17 protein-coding genes are annotated in these 18,556 nt (G+C 27.5%); 10 read left to right on the top strand and 7 right to left on the bottom strand.

Annotated features, from left to right (window positions below; translation table 11 throughout):
• Positions 1-191: 191 nt before the first annotated feature.
• Together N4A48_RS11140 and N4A48_RS11135 are read right to left on the bottom strand one after the other, a co-directional pair.
• A complete protein-coding gene (locus tag N4A48_RS11140) occupies positions 192-575 on the bottom strand; it encodes a DUF4363 family protein (RefSeq protein WP_293666039.1) in 384 nt (127 codons plus the stop codon).
• Positions 576-1,259 (bottom strand): DUF421 domain-containing protein, encoded by a 684-nt coding sequence (locus N4A48_RS11135; protein ID WP_293666038.1) that lies wholly within the window; start codon positions 1,257-1,259, stop codon positions 576-578.
• A gap of 304 nt (positions 1,260-1,563) precedes the next feature.
• Between N4A48_RS11135 and miaB the strand changes: the two genes are divergently transcribed.
• The 5 genes from miaB to hfq all read left to right on the top strand — a co-directional run bounded on the left by miaB (position 1,564) and on the right by hfq (position 8,837).
• A complete protein-coding gene (gene miaB, locus N4A48_RS11130; protein ID WP_293666037.1) occupies positions 1,564-2,997 on the top strand; it encodes a tRNA (N6-isopentenyl adenosine(37)-C2)-methylthiotransferase MiaB in 1,434 nt (477 codons plus the stop codon).
• Positions 2,998-3,062: 65 nt separating this feature from the next.
• Positions 3,063-5,690 (top strand): DNA mismatch repair protein MutS, encoded by a 2,628-nt coding sequence (gene mutS, locus N4A48_RS11125; protein WP_443081757.1) that lies wholly within the window; start codon positions 3,063-3,065, stop codon positions 5,688-5,690.
• On the top strand, positions 5,687-7,576 hold the full coding sequence (mutL, locus tag N4A48_RS11120) for a DNA mismatch repair endonuclease MutL (RefSeq protein ID WP_293666035.1): 1,890 nt from the start codon (positions 5,687-5,689) through the stop codon (positions 7,574-7,576). Before mutS ends, mutL begins: the two co-directional genes overlap by 4 nt.
• A 21-nt stretch (positions 7,577-7,597) precedes the next feature.
• The gene (gene miaA / locus N4A48_RS11115) at positions 7,598-8,542 is read left to right on the top strand and encodes a tRNA (adenosine(37)-N6)-dimethylallyltransferase MiaA (RefSeq protein WP_293666033.1); all 945 of its coding nucleotides are present in this window, start codon (positions 7,598-7,600) and stop codon (positions 8,540-8,542) included.
• A gap of 37 nt (positions 8,543-8,579) precedes the next feature.
• Positions 8,580-8,837: an RNA chaperone Hfq gene (gene hfq, locus N4A48_RS11110; RefSeq protein ID WP_293666031.1), complete on the top strand. Its 258-nt coding sequence runs from the start codon at positions 8,580-8,582 to the stop codon at positions 8,835-8,837.
• A gap of 58 nt (positions 8,838-8,895) precedes the next feature.
• On the opposite strand, the gene N4A48_RS11105 is transcribed toward hfq, so the two are convergent.
• Positions 8,896-9,924 (bottom strand): tyrosine-type recombinase/integrase, encoded by a 1,029-nt coding sequence (locus N4A48_RS11105; protein ID WP_293666029.1) that lies wholly within the window; start codon positions 9,922-9,924, stop codon positions 8,896-8,898.
• A 157-nt stretch (positions 9,925-10,081) separates the two neighbouring features.
• Between N4A48_RS11105 and N4A48_RS11100 the strand changes: the two genes are divergently transcribed.
• Both N4A48_RS11100 and N4A48_RS11095 read left to right on the top strand, forming a co-directional pair.
• On the top strand, positions 10,082-11,383 hold the full coding sequence (locus N4A48_RS11100; protein WP_293666027.1) for a methionine gamma-lyase family protein: 1,302 nt from the start codon (positions 10,082-10,084) through the stop codon (positions 11,381-11,383).
• Positions 11,384-11,647: 264 nt separating this feature from the next.
• On the top strand, positions 11,648-13,570 hold the full coding sequence (locus tag N4A48_RS11095) for a glutamine synthetase (RefSeq protein WP_293666026.1): 1,923 nt from the start codon (positions 11,648-11,650) through the stop codon (positions 13,568-13,570).
• Positions 13,571-13,638: 68 nt separating this feature from the next.
• Here N4A48_RS11095 and lexA read toward each other — a convergent pair whose 3' ends face one another.
• Positions 13,639-14,262 (bottom strand): transcriptional repressor LexA, encoded by a 624-nt coding sequence (gene lexA / locus N4A48_RS11090; protein WP_293666025.1) that lies wholly within the window; start codon positions 14,260-14,262, stop codon positions 13,639-13,641.
• A gap of 244 nt (positions 14,263-14,506) precedes the next feature.
• Here lexA and yneA point away from each other — a divergent pair, with 244 nt between their 5' ends.
• Positions 14,507-14,779 (top strand): cell division suppressor protein YneA, encoded by a 273-nt coding sequence (gene yneA, locus N4A48_RS11085; RefSeq protein WP_293666024.1) that lies wholly within the window; start codon positions 14,507-14,509, stop codon positions 14,777-14,779.
• A gap of 46 nt (positions 14,780-14,825) precedes the next feature.
• Here the strand turns inward: yneA and N4A48_RS11080 are convergent, their stop codons facing one another.
• On the bottom strand, positions 14,826-15,950 hold the full coding sequence (locus N4A48_RS11080) for a tyrosine-type recombinase/integrase (protein ID WP_293666023.1): 1,125 nt from the start codon (positions 15,948-15,950) through the stop codon (positions 14,826-14,828).
• A gap of 313 nt (positions 15,951-16,263) precedes the next feature.
• Between N4A48_RS11080 and N4A48_RS11075 the strand changes: the two genes are divergently transcribed.
• A complete protein-coding gene (locus N4A48_RS11075) occupies positions 16,264-16,881 on the top strand; it encodes a ribonuclease HI family protein (protein WP_293666021.1) in 618 nt (205 codons plus the stop codon).
• 186 nt (positions 16,882-17,067) lie between these two features.
• Here N4A48_RS11075 and N4A48_RS11070 read toward each other — a convergent pair whose 3' ends face one another.
• Positions 17,068-17,388 (bottom strand): hypothetical protein, encoded by a 321-nt coding sequence (locus N4A48_RS11070; protein WP_293666019.1) that lies wholly within the window; start codon positions 17,386-17,388, stop codon positions 17,068-17,070.
• Between the two features lie 186 nt (positions 17,389-17,574).
• Between N4A48_RS11070 and N4A48_RS11065 the strand changes: the two genes are divergently transcribed.
• Positions 17,575-17,817 (top strand): hypothetical protein, encoded by a 243-nt coding sequence (locus N4A48_RS11065; protein WP_293666018.1) that lies wholly within the window; start codon positions 17,575-17,577, stop codon positions 17,815-17,817.
• Between the two features lie 493 nt (positions 17,818-18,310).
• Here the strand turns inward: N4A48_RS11065 and N4A48_RS11060 are convergent, their stop codons facing one another.
• A complete protein-coding gene (locus tag N4A48_RS11060) occupies positions 18,311-18,508 on the bottom strand; it encodes a hypothetical protein (RefSeq protein ID WP_293666017.1) in 198 nt (65 codons plus the stop codon).
• Positions 18,509-18,556: the final 48 nt, after the last annotated feature.

Genomic DNA, 18,556 nt, shown 5'->3' with positions numbered 1-18,556 from the left:
TTTCGATATTTTGGATAGAATAGTTATTAAGCTCCAACATATTGAAAGCCTCCTTTATAAAAGTTTTTTGATTAACTTTAGGTTTTCATATTTGTTGGAGTTTTATTATTTGAAAAATTTAACTAGCACAACGGGTTAATAACTACAATTATACTTATTCTCAATTTGAATAGGAATATGATTTCTACTTATTATAATATATTTGTAAGTGTGAGTTTTTCGTTTTCAGATATCAGTTTAAAAAATTCCTTAAGAGATTGTATTTGCTGATAAGATAGAGGTGTGTTTTTAAGTTCTATATTTTTTGTAAGTTTTGCCATGGCAACATCAATATTATCAATTTCGTGATGATCTAATAAAACACTCCATTTATATCTAATATTGTCCCACTTTTTATCAATTTTTATTAATTCAGCACTTGCATTTTTCCAACTGTTCTTATCTATATTGACAGAGATATACTCTAGTGAATTTATAAATTCGGTACAATTATCATCTATATAATGATGGTATATATAATTCCAAGAGAAGATTATTATAATTGCAGATATTATAGCTATAATAAAAGGTTTCATTTAAATATCTCCTTTATTTATTTTTTGTATAAAAACATCTTTACTCTCATCTATACTGCAAAAAAATACTTCTTCTGCAGTAGCTATATTGTTTTGATTTAAAATGTTTTTTAGCCAAGATTCATCAAGGTTAAGGTATTCCAAATTTCCATAATTTATTTTACCATCTATTATTAATGACGTAGGTAAACCTTCATATATAGGTGATGCTTTAACGTCTTCAACTGTAGATGGTCTTTTATTTGATTTTGGAATTATACTCAAATCTCCACTTGTCTCTAATATAGCGTATTCAATATCTTTAATTACAGGATAGTCTTTTGTTCTTAACTGCTCTATTAAATCATTCATATTTATTCTAAGTCGTTTAAGTTCTTTATCATTTATAATTCCTTTGTTTATCAATATACTTGGCTTTCCGCATATAAATCCTCTCGCTTTTTCGCTTTTCAAATTTATAAATGATATAGTTATTTGAACAAATAATATTGTAAAAATAGCTATAATTCCATTAACTAAAGGTAGTTTAGTATCCTCCATAGGAAGTGCTGCAAGTTCAGCTATCATTAATGTAACCACTAATTCAAAAGGCTGCATTTCTGATAATTCTCCTTTACCCATAATACGTACACTTATAAGTACAAATATATATAATATTAAGGTTCTAACTAGTATTATGATCATTCAAATTTATCTCCTTATTTAAATATTATATTAGGTATAATTTCCAATATATAAATATTTATACTTAATTTAATTTTACCTCCTTGTTTAATGAAATAAATACAATACATCATATGCACTATATATTGAATATGGAATATTTATTTTATGAAAATACTAGCCCGTGAAATTAGACAATAAATATTCGGATAGTATAATGTTATTATATAAATTCATATCAAAACTTCCTAAACCTATGATATAATAAAATTTGAATCAAAAAAGCAAATACAACAAATGTTGAAGTAGTTAAGGAGGAATGATTTTGGGTAAAAGAAAACAAGTACATGTTCCTATAGAAAAAATAAGAGAACAAGATAAATATATAGAGGTTATAAAATCTCAAAATGATAGATATTTTGAAATGACTGGAAAAAGAAAAAAACATCTTACGGTGACATATGGTTGTCAGATGAATGAGCATGATTCGGAAAAATTAGATGCTATGCTGAATGAAATGGGATATGACAAGACGGATAAAACTGAAGAAGCAGATTTGATAATATATAATACTTGTGCTGTTAGGGAAAATGCTGAACTTAAAGTATACGGAAACTTAGGACATTTGAAAGTTCTAAAGCAAAAAAATCCTAATCTTGTGATTGCTGTTTGTGGATGTATGATGCAACAACCTCATGTGGTTGAAGAAATAAAGAAAAAATTTAAACACGTAAATTTAGTTTTTGGAACACATAATTTATATAAATTTGCACAACTGCTTTCTGAATCTCTAGTAAGTGATCAAATACTTGTGGATGTCTGGGATGTAGATGGAGAGGTTGTTGAAGGTTTAAAAAGTAATAGAAAATATGAATTAAAGGCATTTGTAAATATAGCATATGGATGTAATAATTTCTGTACTTACTGTATAGTACCTTATACTAGAGGTCGTGAAAGAAGTAGAAATCCAGAAGATATAATAGAAGAAGTTAAGGACCTTGCACAAAATGGAACTAAAGAAATAACTCTACTTGGTCAAAATGTAAATTCATATGGTAATACATTTGAAACTCCATTTTCTTTTGCAAATCTTTTAAGAGAACTTAATAAGATAGATGGAATAGAAAGAATAAGATTTATGACATCTCACCCTAAAGACTTATCTGATGAGTTGATATATGCTATGAAAGAGTGTGATAAGGTGTGCGAATATTTACATTTACCTATACAGTCTGGTAGTACTAAAGTATTAAAAGAAATGAATAGAAAATATACTAAGGAAGATTACGTGGCTTTAGTAGATAAGATGAAAAAAGAAATACCAGGAATAACTTTATCTACAGATATAATGATAGGATTTCCTGGAGAAACAGAGAAAGATTTCTTAGATACCTTGGATGTGGTAAAAAAGGTAGAATATGATTCTTCATTTACATTTATATATTCGATCAGAAAAGGTACACCAGCAGCTGATATGGAAAATCAAATTCCTAATGATGTAAAGCATGACCGTTTTGATAGGTTGCTAAAAGTAGTTAATAACATAGCTAGAGAAAAGAATATGAAGTATAAAGACGAGGTTGTAGAAGTTTTAGTTGAGGGAGAGAGCAAAAATGACAGCTCAAAACTTTCTGGTAGAACTAGACATAATAAGCTTGTAAATTTTGAAGGTCCAAAAGAACTTATAGGACAATTGGTTAATGTGAAAATAATAGAAGTTAGAAGTTTTTCTTTAAATGGAATACTTATTAAGGAATAGCACTCAAATTATGAGTGCTTTTCTTCTAATGACTGGAGGGAGAATTTTTGAATAAATTAACACCTATGATGAAACAATATTTCCAAATAAAAGAAAATTATAAAGACAGTATACTTTTCTTTAGGCTTGGAGATTTTTATGAAATGTTCTTTGAGGACGCAATAGTGGCATCTAGAGTATTGGAAATAGCCTTAACCGGCAAAAATTGCGGTCTTGAAGAAAGAGCACCTATGTGTGGGGTACCTTTTCACTCATCTAATTCATATATATCTAAATTGATTGAAAATGGATACAAGGTAGCTATATGTGAACAAGTTGAGGATGCATCTGTTGCAAAGGGCTTGGTAAAGAGAGATGTTGTAAGGGTCGTAAGCCCTGGAACTATAATGGAAGAGAATTTATTAGATAACAAAAAAAATAATTATCTATTATCTATATATAATAAGGATAATAAAGTAGGGATATCTTATGTAGATATAACTACTGGTGATTTTTATGCAACTACCATAGGTGAATCTAATTTAATTGAAGAAGTTGCTAAAGTTCAACCTAAAGAGGTAATATATTTTAATGTGGAAAGTGAGAAGTTACAAACAATATGTACGCTTAATAATTCTTATTTAAATAATGACTCATCTGTATATTACAATGATGATGACAATATTTTGGAAAAATATTTTTCTGAAGACTATATAACTACTCTTAACTTGAATGATAATATTTATATAAAATTTAGTTTGATAGGTCTTTTAAATTATATTTTCTCAACACAAAAACAAATATCTTCTAATATAAGTAGTATATCTACTTATAATTCTAATGATTTTATGTCTATTGATATGTTTACAAGACTTAATTTAGAACTTACTCAAACAATGAGAGGAAAACAAAAGAAAGGATCCTTACTTCATGTATTAGATAAAACTAATACTGCCATGGGAGGAAGACTTTTAAGAAAATGGATTGAGCAGCCTCTTATTAATAAGGAAAGAATACAAGAAAGACTTAATTTAATAGAAGAGATAAAAGACGATTTTTCTTTAAGAGAAGACCTTAATGAAGAATTAAAAAACATATATGATATAGAAAGATTATGTGGAAAACTTGCTTTTGAGAAAATAAATCCTAAAGAACTTATTAATCTTAAAGAATCAATTAAAAAAATACCAGGTATAAAAGATTTACTACTAGAATCAGATACCAAACATATGAAGAAGTTGGTTAATGATATAGATGATTTATATGATATATATAAATTGATAGATGAATCTATAATCGAGGAACCATCGCTAACTTTAAAAGATGGTAATATAATAAAATCAAGCTATGATGAAAATATAAATAGGTTAAGAGGTTTAACTAAAAATGGAGCAGCTGTTATAAGTGAGATAGAGGATAAAGAAAGAATCAAAACAGGAATAAAATCTTTGAAAATAGGTTTTAACAAAGTGTTTGGATACTATATAGAAATAACTAAAGCAAATTTAAAGCAATTTGAAATACCAAGTTACTATATAAGAAAGCAGACATTAAGTAATGCAGAGAGGTTTATAACTGAAGAATTAAAAACGATAGAAGAGCAGATTCTAAATGCTAAAGAAAAAATAAAAGATCTTGAATATAGTATATTTGTACAAGTTAGAAATAGGCTGTATGAAGATATAAATAGAATTCAACAAGTTGCTAAAACGATAGCATTTATAGATGTTATAAATTCATTAGGTAAGATTGCATATCAAAATAATTACTGTAAGCCTAATATAACTGATAAAGATCCCCTTTGCATAGTGGACGGAAGGCATCCTGTTGTCGAAAGTATAATAGGGGAAGAAAATTTTGTTCCAAATGATACGGAACTTAATACAGGTGATAGTAAAATTGGTATAATTACAGGACCTAATATGGCTGGAAAATCAACATACATGAGGCAAGTATCGTTAATAACATTACTAGCGCATATAGGATCTTTTGTACCAGCACAAAGAGCTGATATACCTATTGTAGATAGAATATTCACAAGAGTTGGAGCTAGTGATGATTTATCTCAAGGACAGAGTACTTTTATGGTAGAGATGACTGAGGTTTCTCATATTTTGAAGAATGCTACAAAAGATAGTTTGGTAATACTTGATGAAATAGGTAGGGGAACTAGTACATTTGATGGACTTAGTTTAGCTTGGTCTATTGTAGAGTATATTAATGAAAGAATAGGTTGCAAAACATTATTTGCAACTCACTATCATGAATTAACAGAACTTGAAGAAAAGCTGTCTGGAATTAAGAATTATTGTGTAGCTGCAAAAGAACAAGGTGAAGATATAATCTTCTTAAGAAAGATTATAAAAGGTGGAGCAGATCAAAGTTATGGAATACATGTTGCAAAACTTGCTGAGTTGCCCGATGAGGTTATAAATAGGGCAAATGAAATACTTGTACAACTAGAGGGTAATGAACAGAATACAGTAAATTCCTCTTTGCAGGTTAAAGAAAGTGCTCTAACAAATGAAGAGTACAGTGCTGATAGTGAAAAAGAAAATTTAAGTCAACAAATTAGTTTTGGGACACTAGAAAAAGAATCTATATTAAAAGAGATACTATCTTTAAATATAGTGGGAATGACACCTATTGATGCTATGAATGCTTTATATAATCTTCAAAATAAGGTTAAATTAATCGGAGACGATGCAAAGTGATTAAAGAAATAAATCTTTTAGATGAATACACAATAAATAAGATAGCTGCGGGAGAGGTTGTTGAGAGACCTTCTTCTGTAGTTAAAGAATTAGTTGAAAATTCTATAGATGCAAAATCTTCAAAAATAACAATAGAAATCTCTAATGGAGGAAAAAATTTAATAAGAATTACAGATAATGGTCATGGCATACCTAAAAGCCAGGTTGAAAAATCATTTTTAAGACACGCTACAAGCAAAATATCTGAAATAGATGATCTTTACGAACTTGATTCACTTGGGTTTAGGGGAGAAGCTTTGGCAAGTATTGCATCAATTGCTAGAGTTGAGCTTATAACTAGAACAATAGAGGATACAATAGGAGTTAAAGTATGTATAGAAGGTGGAGTTATAAAAAGTAAAGAACCTATAGGAACATCTATAGGAACTACTATTATCGTTAAGGACTTATTCTTTAATACTCCAGCAAGAAAAAAGTTCTTAAAGTCATCTACAAGTGAAAATATAAATATAACAGATATGATAAATAAACTTTGTATAGGAAATCCTGGTATTCAATTTAAATATATTAACAATAATAGAATTATGTTAACTAGCCCTGGAGATAATAATCTTAAAAATACTGTAAGATCTATTTATGGCAAAAAGATTTCTGATAATTTAAAGAATGTAGAAATTGAAACTGACTTTTTAAAGTTGGAAGGATACATAGGTAATAACACTATATATAGAAACAATAAAACACTCCAGCATATTTATATAAATGGACGTTATGTAAAAAGTAAATTGATATTAGCTGCTATATATGAAGCATATAAAGGAATACTTCCTATAAATAAGCATTCTATATGTTTTTTAAATTTATCAATAGATGCCCAGAAGATAGATGTAAACGTGCATCCTAATAAACTGGAAATCAAATTTGAAGATGATCAAAGAATATTTAATTTAATAAAAATTAAGATTAATGAACTTTTACTTAGTACAAACTTGATACCTAAATATGTTGTAAAAGAAGAAATCAAAAAAGAAGAAGATAAAGAAAATGTGATATCTATAGATGATTTGATAATGGATATTACTAAAGAAAAAACAGATTCAAATAAATCTGAAGAAAATGAAACTCAGATTGAAATAAATAATGTTCAGGAAAAAAGTATTGATTATGGAATAACAAAAAGAGAAGATAAAGAATTAATCAAGACAGAAAAGAATAATTTCTTAAAACATAATATAAAAGAAAGTATGAGCTTTTATATAGAAGAAACTAAAGCGTGCAATCAAGAAATATTAGAGGAATATCAAGATGAAAAATTAAAAAACTTAAATATAGTAGGAACAATCTTTAACACTTATATTATATGCCAATCTAAAGAGTCGATATTTTTAATTGATCAGCATGCTGCCCATGAAAGAGTTGTATATGAAGAGTATTTAGCAAAGTTTAAAACAGAAAATATATCTAGTCAAATTTTATTAAAGCCAATAATCATTGATTTGTCTAATAAAGACATGCTTATTATAGAAAATAAATTAGATATATTTATGAAATTTGGTTTTGAAGTTGAATTATTTGGAAATAATTCAATTGTAGTTAGGTCTGTACCTAATGTATTCGGAGTACCTGAATCTGAGAATTTTATAATAGATATAATAGATAATATAGATAAACTATCTAATAATTATGATTTAAAAAAAGAACAAATAGCATCTATGGCTTGTAAAAGTGCTATTAAAGCGAATGATAGAATTGAAAATCTAGAAATAAATACCCTTATAGAAAAGTTAAAGAGGTGTAACAATTCATATACTTGTCCTCATGGTAGACCTGTTATAGTAGAGATGACAAAAAAAGAAATTGAGAAAATGTTTAAAAGAATTATTTGATATTAGAAAGGTGATTGAGATATGGGGAGAATACCTGTAGTGTTTATAGCAGGACCGACTGCTGTTGGAAAAACGGATTTATCTATAAATTTAGCAAAAGAGCTTGATGGAGAAATAATCTCTGCTGATTCTATGCAGATATACAAATATATGGATATAGGAACTGCTAAAATAACAGAGGAAGAAATGTGTAAAGTAAAGCATTATTTAATAGATGAAGTTGAGCCTGATGTTGAGTTTTCTGTAGTTGATTTTCAACAAAGAGCCAAAAAATACATTAATGAAATATACCAAAGAGGTAAAATTCCTATAATAGCAGGTGGAACGGGTCTTTATATGAATTCTTTGATATATGAGATGGACTTTACTAAATCTAAAGGAAATACAAAACTTAGAGATAAGCTTCAAAAAGAAGCGGATGAATATGGATCTGAGCATCTTCATAATAAATTAAGAAAACTGGATGAAAAAAGTGCTAACAGGATACATCCTAATAATATAAAGCGAGTTATTAGAGCTATTGAAGTTTGCTTAGAAGGTGAAGAAAAAATAGGTGATTTTAAAAATGATATAAAGTTTAATGAAGATTATTACCCTATCCTTATAATATTAAATAGAGATAGAGACTACCTTTATGAAAGAATAAATAAAAGAGTTGATATTATGATGAATCAAGGTCTTTTAAAGGAAGTAAACAAGCTTTTAGAAATGGGATATAATGAAAAATTAACTTCTTTGCAGGCAATAGGATATAAAGAAATAATAAAATCCTTAAAAGGAGAATACTCTATAGAAGATGCTGTTGAGTTAATTAAAAGAGATAGTAGGAGATATGCAAAGAGGCAAATAACATGGTTTAAAAGATATGATTTTGCAAAATGGATAGATTTAGATAACTTTTCGAGTCAAAATGATGCAAAATCATTAATTTTATCTTATATAGAAGGTATATTAAGAAATTTATAGAATATTAATAAAATATACATAATTAGGAGGGGTAGCTTTGAAAAACAACACGTTGAATTTACAAGATTTATTTTTAAACCAAGCTAGAAAAGAAAAAATAGCTATAACGATATTTTTGATGAATGGAGTTCAGTTAAAAGGTAGAGTGAAGGGGTTTGATAGCTATATAATAATTTTAGAAAATGAAGGTAAGCAACAAATGATTTATAAGCATGCTGTTTCTACTATAATACCTAATACTAATATAAATTTAATTAATTCTAATAATAACATGAAGAATTCGTCTGCTCGTTAATATGTAAAAACACATCTAAATTAGATGTGTTTTTATTTTTGAGTGGCAAATTATAGCACTATACTATTAGCGAATTTAAATCTAGTTTGTATTCTTTTAAAGTATCTTTTAAGTCATCTATTTGTATATGTGTATAAATTTGGGTGGTCGATATAGAGGCATGTCCAAGGAGTTCTTGTACTTTTCTTATATCGGCTCCGTTTTTTATTAAGTGAGTAGCAAATGTATGTCTTAGTTTATGAGGTGTTATAGTTTTATTTATATTAGTATTTGTTGAATATTTTTTCATAAGCATCTGAATAGCTCTTGCTGTAAGTCTAGTCTTTTTTGTTGATACAAAAAGTGCATTTGTATCAATATCTAATTTTAATCTTTCTATGTAGTACTCGTATAAAGAGTTTAAGCTTCCATTTAAAAGCTCATCTTTTAATAAAGGGATTTTTCTTTCCTTATTTCCTTTTCCTACGATTGATAAAATCTCATGATTGAGTGCATATTCTATATCCTTTAAGTCTATACTTGTAATTTCGGATACTCTTAGACCGCTGTAAAGCATCAATGACACTATGCTTAAGTTTCTTAGTTTATAGAACTTATTAGAGCGTGAGTTTTTTATAAAATCGAATATTTTCTTTATTTCATCTTTTTCCAAAAAGACAGGTGGAGACTTTTTGTTTGAGACTTTACTTTTTATAACTTCTTCTTTTTTGATTGGGTTTTGGCGTTCTAATATTATCCCCTGTTCTATTAGATATTTAAAAAATACATTAAGCACCATTTTTTTTCTGAGTATAGATTTATATGAGTTTTTCCTTTCGGTTTGCAAATGTGTATAAAAGCGAGCAAGTGATAGCGGGCGTATATCGGAAAGATATTCTATGTCTTCATAGTTTACCATTAAAAACTCAAAAAACGTCTTTAAATCGAAGTAATAGGATTGTATAGTGTTTATAGATTTTTGAGCTGAAATTAAAGCGTCTATAAATACTTCAAAAGCATCCTTAAACTCTATTGGGTAATTGTCTATAGGAAACAACTGTCGTCTTAGCTTTAAACTACCGATTAGATCATCTGTTGTGTATTTCATCATAACCCCCCCTTAATAATACATATAACTTCGCATAACATATCTTATGCGAAGTTATATGTATTATTATATACTATTTTGCAAAAAAATTGAATATGTTATTTCTTTATGATAAAATTCTAATGTCAAAAATAACTTAAGAAACGGGTGGTATGTAGTGCTTGAACAAACTAAAAATATGTTGTTTGATTTTTATGATATAGATAAATCTGTCATAAAATTAAGCGAGAATATAGAAGGTAAAATACAGAGTAAATTTAAAGAGATAAATGAAGTGAGTGAATATAATCAATATAAGGTACTAAAGGCTATGCAAAAGGCTAATCTTTCTGATCATCATTTCAATTGGACTACTGGATATGGATATAATGATATCGGAAGAGAAAAAGTAGAAGAAATATACTCTTATGTATTCAATGCAGAAGATGCTATAGTAAGACCTATAATAGTTAATGGAACTCATGCTTTATCACTTTGTATAAGTGGTATAGTAAGACCAGGTGATGAAATATTATCAGCAACAGGAAAACCTTATGATACATTAGAGGAAGTTATAGGAATTAGAGATTCAAGAGGATCATTAAAAGAGTTTGGTGTAACTTATAATCAAGTAGATTTTTTAGATAACGGAGAACCAGACTATGTTAATATAAAAGAAAAGATAAATGATAAAACTAAACTTGTTTTAATACAAAGATCAAAAGGGTATAGCTGGAGAAAATCTTTGACTATAGATGATATAGAAAAAATAATAAAGATAGTTAAATCTGTAAGAGAAGATATAATTGTAATGGTAGATAATTGCTATGGTGAATTTTTAGAAATGAAAGAACCTACTGATGTTGGTGCTGACATAATGGCTGGTTCTTTAATAAAAAATCCAGGAGGAGGACTAGCTTTAACTGGAGGATATATAGCCGGAAAAAAGGAAATAGTTGAATTAATATCATATAGACTTACATCTCCTGGAATAGGAAAAGAATGCGGATTAACTTTTGGAACTACTAGAAGTGTACTTCAAGGTTTATTTTTAGCTCCTCATACTGTAAGTCAGGCTTTGATGGGAGCTATATTTTGCTCTAAATTATTTGAAGAATTAGGATTTAAGGTTTTACCAAAACCAAACGATGTTAGAAGTGACATAATACAAATAATTAAATTTGATAATGCAGAGCAAATAATATCGTTTTGCAAGGGGATTCAATTTGCAGCTCCTGTTGATTCTTTTGTAAGTCCAGAGCCTTGGCCTATGCCTGGTTATGATAGCGATGTTATAATGGCAGCCGGAGCTTTTATTCAAGGCTCATCTATAGAACTTAGTGCGGATGCTCCTATAAAACCACCGTATAATGTATATTTCCAAGGAGGATTAACTTATACTCATTCTAAGTTTGGATCACTAAAAGCTCTAACTGAAATGATAAAAAATAAGACTATAAAAATACCAACCTCTATATAGAAGTTGGTATTTTTTTAATGAACAGGAAAAATAAAAATTTTTGCAATATTAATACATTTTCAAAAATTATTGAATTATTTACTTTACAAAGAAAGGGATGTGTAATATAATTTTTGATATTAATGAAAAAGCTTTATTAACAATATAGACAAAAGTATAATTTTAATACGTTAGAATACGTACTTTATTACTTTGTTGTATTTTTATGTAAGTTAAATAGACTAGCTGAATTTAAGTTTAACTTTATAAGGGAGGGTATTATTCGTGTTGAAGGAATTAAAAAAAGATACTTTAAGTAATCTTGTATATTTTATACCAAGAGATAAGCACTCTGCAAAAGATATTAAGGAAATTTTAGATAATCATCCAGAAATTGAATTCATTTCATTAGTAGGTGTAGATTTAAGAGGTAATGATACTGACGAAAAAATACCGAGTAGTGTTTTTTTGGAAGATGTAGATAAATTCATTCAAACTGGAATTCAAACAGATGGTTCAAGTGTTGTTCTTGATAATATAGCAACTTTAAATGATGCCAAAGTAGAAATAATTCCAGATAGAAGTGTAGATTGGTTTGTTGATTATAACTTTCAAAATTCAAATGACAAAACACATCTTCCTGTTGGAACTTTGAGAATACCTTCATTTTTAGTACATAACGGAAGCAGAGTATGCTCAAGATCTATTCTTAAAAAATCTATAGAGAATTTTAAGGAAGAAATGCTTAGATTGGTTTGTAAAAATAGTGATGTATTAAAGACTGTTGGGATTGAAGACTGTGAAGAAATAAAGGAAATTGTACTAACATCAGCTACAGAACTTGAATTTTGGGTTAACACACCTGAAGATAAAGCTGATGAGGAAAAACTTTCTACATCTCAAAATTTAAAAGAGCAGTATTGGAAGAGAACTCAAGGTACAGTTAGAACAGCATTAGAAAAAAGTATATATTTAATGGAAAAATACGGAGTTAATCCTGAAATGGGTCATAAAGAAGTAGGGGGAATAACTTCTGCTATCAATTCAAGAGGAAAATCTAATCATGTTATGGAACAACTTGAAATAGATTGGAAATATAGTGATGCTATTCAAGCAGCAGATAATGAACTTATAATTAGGAATTTAGTAAATGATATATTTAAAAATTATGGATTAGAAGTTACTTTTGCTGCAAAACCAATAGAAGGTGTAGCGGGAAGTGGAGAACATACACATTTAGGTGTAGCTGCAAAATTAAATAATGGAAAGATAGTAAATCTATTCTCGCCATCTGATATGAAGGCAGAATATGCAAGTCCTATTGGATTCGGTGCTTTAATGGGAATTTTAAAGAATTACGAACTATTAAATCCTTTTGTAACTTCTTCAAATGATGCTTTAAATAGATTAAAACCAGGATTTGAAGCTCCTGTTTGCATAGTATCATCACTTGGGAAAAGTGTAGATATACCATCGAGAAATAGATCTATATTAGTTGGATTGATAAGAGATTTAGAAAATCCACTAGGCACAAGATTTGAATTAAGAGCACCAAATCCTATGTCAAATACTTATATAATATTAGCAGCATCTTATCAAGCTATGCTTGATGGAATAAAGTATGCTATAGAAAATAAAAAAACATCTAAAGAACTTGAAAAGGAGTTTTCTAAAAAATCAGGTGAGATAACAGGATATTTAGAAAAAAATAGAGAGTACAGAAGTGAAGAAGATGTTTTTGAGTTTTATAAAGAAGAAGAAAGAAATAATCTATTTGGGATACCTCCTAAAACAGTCTGGGAAAATGCAAAAAATTTCGATAGACATGAAGAAAAGAAAAAAGCATTAAAATATAATAATGTTTTTACAGAACAAACAATAGATTCATTTAAAGAGTCTATTATAAATCAATGGATAAGAGAATTAAAGGATAGAATAATATGTGATAATATGGAAATAGTAAGATCTTGCAAAAAGATGCACTTTGAAGATGTTACGGATTTAGATATAGTTAATTGGCAAAAGATACACACATTGAGATGCTATTTAATGAAGGATAAAACTGATGAAAAGTCGTTATTTACAAGAATTAGAGATGCAATAGAAAAGAAAAATTATGATTTAGTATCTAATCTTCAAATAGAAATGAATGAGAAAATAAGATTACTTAAGGATTTATATGTAATATATAAGAGGAATTTATTTTAATTAAGAACTAAATTCAATAAAAGAAAAACAAATTAAAGGTCTATAGTAAATAACTATAGACCTTTAATTTATTTTATGACTCTAAAGACTCCTTTTAGAGTGCCTAATATTTTAACGTCATTGAAATACATAGGTTCCATATATGGATTTTCTGGTTGAAGCCTAATTCTATTCTCTTCTTTAAAAAATCTTTTTACTGTAGATTCATTATCTTCTGTTAAAACAACTACTATCTCTCCGTTCCTAGCAGTGTTTTGTTTGTTTACTATAATATAATCCCCATCTAATATTCCGGCATTAATCATGCTATCGCCTTTTACTCTTAACATAAATGTGTTATTAGCATCTATTAAACTAGAAGGTACAGGGATGAATTCTTCTATATTTTCAGTAGCTAGTATAGGGGTTCCTGCTGTAACACTTCCAACCAAAGGAATATCTATGGTTTCTTTTCTACTAAAGAGATTGTCAGAATTTGAATCTAAAATCTCTATAGCTCTTGGTTTTGTTTTATCTTTTCTAATATATCCTTTTTCTTCTAATTTGCTTAGATGAGAGTGGACTGTAGAGGTTGATTTTAAACTTACTGCACTACATATCTCTCTAACAGATGGTGGATAACCCTTTTTATTAATTTGTAGTTTTAAAAAATTCAAAATTTCTATTTGCTTGTCAGTTAAATCTGAATACATTGTAAATATCCTCCCATCATAATTTTATATTTATATTATAACATCAAACGAAATAAAAAACAAATGTTCGTTCTTATTTGTTTTACATAAAATCTCAATTTCGACAAATGTTGAGAATTTGTTGAGAATAATGTGGTATAATGACTAATCATAAATCATAAAAGATTATTTTGTTGACTTAGAACATTTGTTCTGCTATACTTTAACCAGAACAAATGTTCTGAGGATGAAAAGGGGGATTTTGATGAAAAAGAATTTAGTTTACATAATAATATTATTTTCCGTAACAACTCTGTTAAGTGGTTTTTCAGATTTAAAAAATCATAAAAATATAATAGAGTATGAGACTATAAATGTAATGCAAGGAGATACTCTTTGGAATATAGCAAAAGAAAACATATCCGAAAATGAAGATATAAGAGACTATATATATGTGATAAGAAAGGTTAACAATTTGGAAAGTGCTAATATACATCCTGGAGATCAAATATTAATTCCTGTTTATAAAAAAGAATAAAATTAAAGGATGAACTAAAAATCGTTCATCCTTTTTTAGATACTAATTAGTCTTTTTCACCTTCTAACCATTCAAAATTCTTAACGATTTCTCTTTTTACATTTTTCTTATGTGCTGCATAAAGTTGAGTTGTAGTAACGTTATCATGATCTAGTAAATTCTGAACATCATATATAGAAAACCCATATTGTATTAAAGATGTGGCAGATGTAGCTCTTAATTTATGAGGGCTATATCCATTTCCTCTAGGCATATCCATACCTATAGAGGTATATTTTACAACTAATTCTCTTATTGCTTTTAACGTCATCCTCTTATTTTGGAGGGATAAAAAGAGAGCATCTTTATGTTTATCTTGAAGCTTATCAGAATTTGTTCTTTCATTTTTCATAAAATCTAAAACTACGGATTCGCAAGTTTTATTAAGAGGCATTAAAGCTTCTTTTCCTCTTTTTCTATATATTTTAAATTCTCCTCTATTAAAATTAAATGAAGAAATATTCAGTTCTCTAAGTTCACTGAGTCTTAATCCATATGTAACAAATAATATCAATATAGCTTTATCTCTAAGTTTTGTTTTTTTCCAATATATTTTTTCTCTTTCAGTTAAACCTTCTCCTGATTCAACTGCATCTATCATTTTAGCAACTTCATCAATCTCTAATCTTTTAATAGCATCTGGCTGAGGCTTTGGAAGTTTTATAGGATTAAAACCATCTGTAATGTTTTGGTTTATCTGCTCATTTCTATATAAGAACTTGAATAAAGAAGATAGTGAAGATTTTTTTCTAGCTAATGATCTATTATTATTTTCAAATACTAGTGTATTTGTATCTGTTTTTTTATAATATCTAGAGCAGTAATCTCCTAAAAATAAATTAATATCTCTTGCCTTAATATTGTTAAATTCATCAATGCTTATATCCTTACAGTTATTCGATGATGTTAACTCAGATTCGTTCACTAAGTACTTACAAAAAAATAAAATATCTTCTAAATAAGCCAGTCTAGTCGATGAAACAACTGCACTTTTAAGATATACAAAAAAATCCTTCATAAATTTCGGTAACTGATTTTCTGTTTTAACACAATTTTCTATTATCAAATTTTCTTTAAAAACTATATTATCTGGTTTATCTGATTTATTATGTATTTTTAAATTCTTATGCAATTAAAACACTCCTTTACATATACTACTTATATGATATCAATTCAGCTTATAAAAGACAAGAAATTAATAAATACGAACAATTGACTAGGGGTCTAAATTCTAAACTCGGCAAATTCTTATAAAAACACAGACTAAAGAAAAAATTAGCGTTAAAAAGTACGTTCTAGAAACATCTACACAATAGGGGTATTACACTTTCCTATAGATTAAAAATAACTATTCTTAGTTATGATTAATGTTTCTATTATATTTAAACATATTTAATGCTATAATATGAACATGAAAATAAGTTATATGAAAAGGAAGTGTTATTTTGATTAAATGTAATTTTGATGGTGCTTGTAATGATAATGGAAATAAAGGAGCTGACATCGGGTTAGGGTATGCTATTTATGATACAAACTATAATGCCTATTTAAAGGAAGTTTCTTTATACGGAGGAAAAGGAACTAATAATACAGCTGAATATAAGGCATTGATAGAATGCATGAAGGATTTAATAAAATTAGGATTGTCTAAAGAAGAAGTCAATGTATATGGAGATTCAGATCTTATAATAAAACAGGTAACAGGGCAGTGGAAGTGTAAAAAAGAACATTTAATTCCTCTTAGAGATGAGGCTGTTAGTCTTATGCATAAGTTTTCGAATCTAAACATAAAATGGGTACCTAGGAATGAAAATGCCATGGCAGATAAATTATCAAAAGATGGGCTAAGTAAAAAAGATGTTAAAATAGATACAGTGCGTAATAAAGAAACAAAAGAAGGGGATATAGAAATAACTGTATTTAACCTAGGGGATGGAATATATAAAGTTGTAGACAATGGATCTTTTTATGCTGTTGATATTAATAGAGATGTTTGTTCTTGTTTAAAAAATCAGAAGTATGGAGAAAAGTGTAAGCACATAATCCATATAAAGAGCATATAGATTATATAAATTTAAAAGGGGTAGGGGTAGAAGTTTTGCCTTTAAAAACATTTAATGCGGATGAAGCACCTGCAAGAACTATAGCTGTTATATAGAAAATAGCAAGGTTTCATAATATAAATGAACTGGATTACATATATAAGTATGATATTTAGTTCATTTGTATTATGAGTAGTATTTTTAGAATTAAATATAATCTATATCTTTCATATCATAGACTTCATTATATTCGCAGTGTTGTATTGCTTTAAAAATATTACTTGCAATATGTTGAGATATCTCTTTACTAAAAAATAATATACCTATACTTTTATACTTACCATATACAACATCTTTAACTACTATTTTTCCTTCGTATCCATCTAAAACATCATTTATTTCTTCTCCTAGTTTAGAAAAATGTTCACCTTCTTTCCAAGATATAAATCCTATAAAAGATTTTGATATAGACTCATCAAATCCTTTATTTATTAAAAATTCTTTCCAAGTTGTGTTTTTAATATTCATAAATGAAACCTCCTAATAAACAAATACTAAACTTAGAATATCCTTATTTAAATAGTATTATTCTAATATTCCATGATTTTTGAAGATATCCATTTATTATTTATTGAGACTTATATTAGTTTTAGGTATAAAAATTAGAGAAAAGTCTAAAATAAAATGTATAAGATTAAATGTTGGAGGTATATTATGGATAATTTAAGTATTGCAGCAATAAGGATAGATCAAAGAACAGATTCGGCTACTAAAGTACAAGAAATATTAACACAAAATGGAGATGTTATTTTGAATAGGTTTGGGATGCACGATCCTATAGAAGTAAATACTGGATTGATAACATTGAATTTAAGAGCAGAAAAAAATAGGATAAATAATATGATGAATGAATTAAGCAAATTAGATGGCGTAAGAGTAAATCATATGGAAGTATAAAAAAATCTTAATAACTTATCCACAATTCAAATAAAAATATAATATCATTAATAAATTATTATATTTTTATTTGAATTGTGGATAAGCATATAATTTTCGTTACGAATTTATAATCATTTTTATAATTATTAATTTAAGCAAATAAAAATATTAAATATTGACTAAGCATAATTTATAAAATGTATTTATTTAATAGAACAAAGGCTATAAGATACCGTAGAAGGTATCTTTAAAAAACAAAACTAAACTAGTTTCTAAATGTATATTTAGGGAATAGTTGAATAAAAACATCTAAGTAATACTCATATTGCTTATATTTGCTTAATCCTATATATATTAGTTTTATAAGTATAAATTAATTATTAAATTATTTTTATCTATTTCATTATTTTCAAATTGCACTTAAATTCGACAATGTTTATCTAAAATTCACTTGCAATAAAAACAACCGCACTAAAATATAATACAGTTGTTTTTATTAGCTTACTATGCTCTATTTATCTTCAAAATCACCTACTAATTCTATATATTCTTTTGGTAAAGGTTTTGGTTGTTGATAGTACTTAATCTCAGTTGTAGAATTTTTATTTTCTTTTAAGTCGATATTATCATCTATTAACTCTATGTATTCTTCTAATGGTTCTGAAGTTACATTTTTGCATAAGCCACATTTTTTACATTCTTCTCTCATTAAATCTTCTCCTTAATATTTAGTTATTAATGCATAAAAAAAAGCATA

This window comes from Tepidibacter sp., assembly GCF_025210165.1.
In the GTDB taxonomy this organism is placed as follows: Bacteria; Bacillota; Clostridia; order Peptostreptococcales; family Peptostreptococcaceae; genus Tepidibacter_A.
The sequence above is the reverse complement of the archived record's forward strand: the minus strand, read 5'-3'. Positions and strand labels throughout refer to the sequence as shown.

What these genes read in the sequence shown, in the direction of transcription:
- N4A48_RS11140 (WP_293666039.1), bottom strand. Translation starts at nt 575, where the DNA reads ATGAAACCTTTTATTATAGCTATAATATCTGCAATTATAATAATCTTC.
- N4A48_RS11135 (WP_293666038.1), bottom strand. Translation starts at nt 1,259, where the DNA reads ATGATCATAATACTAGTTAGAACCTTAATATTATATATATTTGTACTT.
- mutS (WP_443081757.1), top strand. Translation starts at nt 3,063, where the DNA reads ATGATGAAACAATATTTCCAAATAAAAGAAAATTATAAAGACAGTATA.
- miaA (WP_293666033.1), top strand. Translation starts at nt 7,598, where the DNA reads ATGGGGAGAATACCTGTAGTGTTTATAGCAGGACCGACTGCTGTTGGA.
- N4A48_RS11105 (WP_293666029.1), bottom strand. Translation starts at nt 9,924, where the DNA reads ATGAAATACACAACAGATGATCTAATCGGTAGTTTAAAGCTAAGACGA.
- lexA (WP_293666025.1), bottom strand. Translation starts at nt 14,262, where the DNA reads ATGTATTCAGATTTAACTGACAAGCAAATAGAAATTTTGAATTTTTTA.
- yneA (WP_293666024.1), top strand. Translation starts at nt 14,507, where the DNA reads ATGAAAAAGAATTTAGTTTACATAATAATATTATTTTCCGTAACAACT.
- N4A48_RS11070 (WP_293666019.1), bottom strand. Translation starts at nt 17,388, where the DNA reads ATGAATATTAAAAACACAACTTGGAAAGAATTTTTAATAAATAAAGGA.
- N4A48_RS11065 (WP_293666018.1), top strand. Translation starts at nt 17,575, where the DNA reads ATGGATAATTTAAGTATTGCAGCAATAAGGATAGATCAAAGAACAGAT.
- N4A48_RS11060 (WP_293666017.1), bottom strand. Translation starts at nt 18,508, where the DNA reads ATGAGAGAAGAATGTAAAAAATGTGGCTTATGCAAAAATGTAACTTCA.